Annotated in this window: 4 protein-coding genes and 1 pseudogene; all 5 read right to left on the bottom strand. The window is 41.9% G+C overall.

The annotated features are described in order from the left end of the window. Positions 1-28 precede the first annotated feature (28 nt). Positions 29-734, bottom strand: a pseudogene (rplC, locus tag QVP90_RS09580) (50S ribosomal protein L3). 18 nt (positions 735-752) lie between these two features. Beyond that, a complete protein-coding gene (gene rpsJ, locus QVP90_RS09585; RefSeq protein ID WP_002558075.1) occupies positions 753-1058 on the bottom strand; it encodes a 30S ribosomal protein S10 in 306 nt (101 codons plus the stop codon). A gap of 82 nt (positions 1059-1140) precedes the next feature. Continuing rightward, the gene (fusA, locus tag QVP90_RS09590; protein WP_005929017.1) at positions 1141-3258 is read right to left on the bottom strand and encodes an elongation factor G; all 2118 of its coding nucleotides are present in this window, start codon (positions 3256-3258) and stop codon (positions 1141-1143) included. Positions 3259-3312: 54 nt separating this feature from the next. After that, positions 3313-3789, bottom strand: a complete 477-nt coding sequence (gene rpsG, locus QVP90_RS09595) for a 30S ribosomal protein S7 (protein ID WP_002558077.1) — start codon at positions 3787-3789, stop codon at positions 3313-3315. A 134-nt stretch (positions 3790-3923) separates the two neighbouring features. Further along, positions 3924-4201: 30S ribosomal protein S12 (rpsL, locus tag QVP90_RS09600; RefSeq protein WP_288204207.1), on the bottom strand; the 278-nt coding region annotated here is incomplete at its 5' end.

Here is a 4201-nt window from a genome sequence, read left to right on the forward strand (position 1 = left end):
CCTTTAATGTTATATACGTTAACTTCCATTATTTCTCAATTATTACGATTGAACCTTTGCAACCCGGTACAGAACCCTTAATCAAAAGAAGATTGTGCTCCGCGATTACTTTTAATACCTGCAAGTTTTGAACGGTAACTCTGTCACCACCCATTTGTCCACCCATACGCATTCCTTTGAATACTTTTGCAGGGTAAGAACAAGCACCGATAGAACCCGGTTTACGGGCACGATTGTGCTGACCGTGAGTAGTCTGGCCTACACCACCAAAGCCGTGTCTCTTAACAACACCTTGAAAGCCCTTACCTTTAGAAGTTCCGACTACATCAACATAATCAGCGCCTTCGAACAATTCTACGGTAACTGCATCACCAAGGTTTAACTCATTCTCAAATTCTTTGAACTCGGCCAAGTGTCTCTTCGGTGTTACTCCTGCCTTTTTAAAGTGCCCCATCAACGGTTTAGTAGTATGTTTTTCCTTTTTATCCTGGAAACCCAACTGCACAGCCGCATAGCCATCTTTTTCTACGGTCTTAATCTGAGTAACAACACAAGGACCTGCTTCGATAACAGTGCATGGTACCCAACTGAACAGCTGCATAGCCATCTTTTTCGACACTCTTAACTTGAGTAACAACACAAGGACCTGCTTCGATAACAGTGCATGGTACATTCTTACCCTCGGCACTGAAAACGGATGTCATTCCGATTTTTTTTCCTAATAATCCTGGCATTTCACTAATTTTTAATTATCAAACTTTAATTTCTACTTCTACACCACTCGGCAACTCCAGTTTCATAAGAGCGTCTACAGTCTTAGCCGTTGAGCTATAGATATCAATCAATCTCTTATAAGAAGAGAGTTCGAACTGTTCACGAGACTTCTTGTTAACGAAAGTCGAACGGTTCACAGTAAAGATACGCTTGTGCGTAGGAAGGGGAATCGGGCCACTAACGATAGCACCTGTAGCCTTCACGGTTCTCACGATCTTCTCAGCTGACTTGTCAACCAAGTTGTGGTCATAAGATTTCAGTTTAATTCTAATTTTCTGACTCATTGTTCGTTTAAATTAATAATATATATAAATAAGACAGCGGCAGGCTAAGAGTCATTCGCTAGCCTGCTGCTTCAGTATTTTATTAGAGTAGATCAGCACGTCCTTTAACTTCTTCCAATACTGCCTTAGCAATAGAGTTAGAAACTTGAGCATGATGAGAATATACCATTGATGAGGTCGCGCGACCGGAAGTGATGGTACGCAATGCGGTTACATAACCGAACATTTCTGCCAACGGAACCATTGCTTTCACAATACGGGCACCAGAACGGCTTGATTCCATACCTTCAACTTGTCCGCGACGTTTGTTCAAGTCACCAATAACGTCACCCATATTCTCTTCCGGAGTTACAACTTCCAGTTTCATAATAGGCTCCATCAAAACAGGACCCGCCTTAGCACAAGCATTTTTATAAGCCTGAATAGCACAGATTTCAAATGACAACTGGTCAGAGTCAACCGGATGGAACGAACCGTCAACCAAAGTCACCTTCAGTGAATCAAGCGGATAACCGGCCAATACACCATTTTTCATTGCACTCGCAAAGCCTTTCTGTACAGCAGGGATAAATTCTTTAGGAATATTACCACCTTTCACTTCGTCAACAAACTGCAATCCGCCTTCTTTGAAATCTTCATCAACCGGACCGATATTTACGATGATATCAGCAAACTTACCACGACCTCCAGACTGTTTCTTATAAACTTCGCGGAGATTAACCGTCTTAGTAATAGCCTCCTTATAGTTTACCTGTGGCTTACCTTGGTTACATTCTACCTTAAACTCACGTTTCAAACGGTCGATAATAATATCCAAGTGAAGCTCACCCATACCGGAAATAACCGTCTGACCAGTCTGTTCGTCAGTTTTCACAGTGAACGTCGGGTCTTCTTCAGCTAACTTAGCTAAACCGTTAGACAGTTTATCCATATCCTTCTGAGTCTTAGGCTCAACAGCGATACCAATTACCGGTTCCGGGAAGTCCATAGATTCAAGTACGATAGGAGCAGTCTCGTCGCAAAGAGTATCACCTGTGTGAATATCTTTGAAACCAACACCAGCACCGATATCACCAGCGCTAATCACCTCTACCGGATTCTGCTTGTTTGAGTGCATCTGGAACAGACGAGACACACGCTCTTTCTTACCCGAACGAGAGTTATAAATATAAGAGCCAGCTTCAATCTTACCAGAATATACACGGAAGAAAGTCAAACGGCCTACATAAGGGTCAGTTGCGATTTTAAACGCCAAAGCAGAAGTTTTCTCATCCTCACTCGGTTTACGGTCTTCTTCAGCACCCGTATTCGGATTTGTACCGATCACGTTCTCTGTATCCAAAGGAGAAGGCAGGAAAGCACAAACATAATCAAGTAACGTCTGCACACCTTTATTCTTAAACGAAGAACCGCAAAGCATCGGGACAACAGCCATCCGAACAGTTGCATTACGAAGAGCTCTCAAGATTTCTTCTTCAGTAATAGTAGAAGGATCATCGAAATATTTCTCCATCAAAGCATCATCAAACTCTGCCACTTTCTCCAACATCTTGTCTCTCCATTCCTGAGCTTCATCTACGAGATTAGCAGGAATTTCTTCCACTGTATAGTCAGCGCCCATTGTCTCATCATGCCAGTAGATAGCTTTCATCTTGATCAGATCAACCAGCCCTTTGAAAGATTCTTCTGCACCGATAGGGATCACAACCGGACACGGATTAGCACCCAAAACGGATTTCATCTGGCTTACTACATCAAAGAAATTAGCACCAGAGCGGTCCATTTTATTAACGTACGCAATACGCGGTACATTATATTTATCAGCCTGACGCCATACAGTCTCCGACTGCGGTTCTACACCACCTACCGCACAGTAAGCAGCTACAGCACCATCAAGAACACGCAATGAACGCTCTACCTCGGCAGTAAAGTCAACGTGTCCCGGAGTATCAATCAAGTTGATTTTATACGTATTACCATCATATTTCCATCTGGTCGTTGTAGCAGCAGATGTAATAGTAATACCACGTTCCTGCTCCTGAGCCATCCAGTCCATTGTAGCAGCGCCATCATGCACCTCACCAATTTTATGAGTCAATCCGGTGTAAAACAGGATACGTTCAGAAGTAGTTGTTTTTCCGGCATCGATGTGAGCCATGATACCGATATTACGAGTCAAATGTAAATCATTCTTTGCCATTTTGTTCTTCCTTTACTTTAAGTTTTTAATCTGAATTGGTTATTTCTTATAGCATTAGAATCTAAAATGAGCAAATGCACGGTTAGCTTCAGCCATTCTATGCATATCTTCTTTACGTTTGTAAGCACCACCTTGTTCATTGAATGCATCCATGATTTCGGCAGCAAGTTTATCAGCCATTGATTTGCCACCTCTTTTACGAGCAAACAAAATCAAATTTTTCATTGAAATTGACTCTTTACGATCCGGACGGATTTCTGTAGGAACTTGGAAAGTAGCACCACCTACACGGCGAGACTTAACTTCAACTTGCGGAGTCACGTTATCCAACGCTTTTTTCCAAATTTCAAGAGCTGATTTTTCCTCGTTAGGAAGTTTTGTTTTAACTGTTTCTAAAGCAGCGTAAAAGATTTCATAAGATGTATTTTTCTTACCATCATACATCAAGTGATTCACAAATTTTGAAACCTTTTGATCATTGTAAACGGGATCCGGCAGGATAACGCGTTTTTTGGGTTTAGCTTTTCTCATTTGTTTGAAAAATAATGTTTTTTGTTTTTGGTTGTCTATTTTTCGACGTCTTCAACTCTCCCACCGGAGAATTTACTCAACCTTATAGCTTATTCCAACAAACTAAAACGAAAGTTATTACTTGAAATTATTCTTTATTTTTTCTTTCCTTTTGCAGGAGCTGCTGCTTGTCCCGGTTTCGGACGTTTAGCACCGTATTTAGAACGTCTTTGAGTACGTCCGGCTACACCTGCTGTATCAAGAGTACCACGAACGATGTGATAACGCACACCCGGAAGGTCTTTTACACGACCACCGCGTACCAATACGATAGAGTGTTCCTGCAAGTTGTGTCCTTCTCCCGGAATGTATGAGTTAACCTCTTTTTGGTTAGTCAAACGTACACGGGCAACTTTACGCATTGCAGAGTTCG

The sequence above is a fragment of the Bacteroides sp. CAG:189 genome, from assembly GCF_000432295.1.
In the GTDB taxonomy this organism is placed as follows: domain Bacteria; phylum Bacteroidota; class Bacteroidia; order Bacteroidales; family Bacteroidaceae; genus Bacteroides; species Bacteroides salyersiae.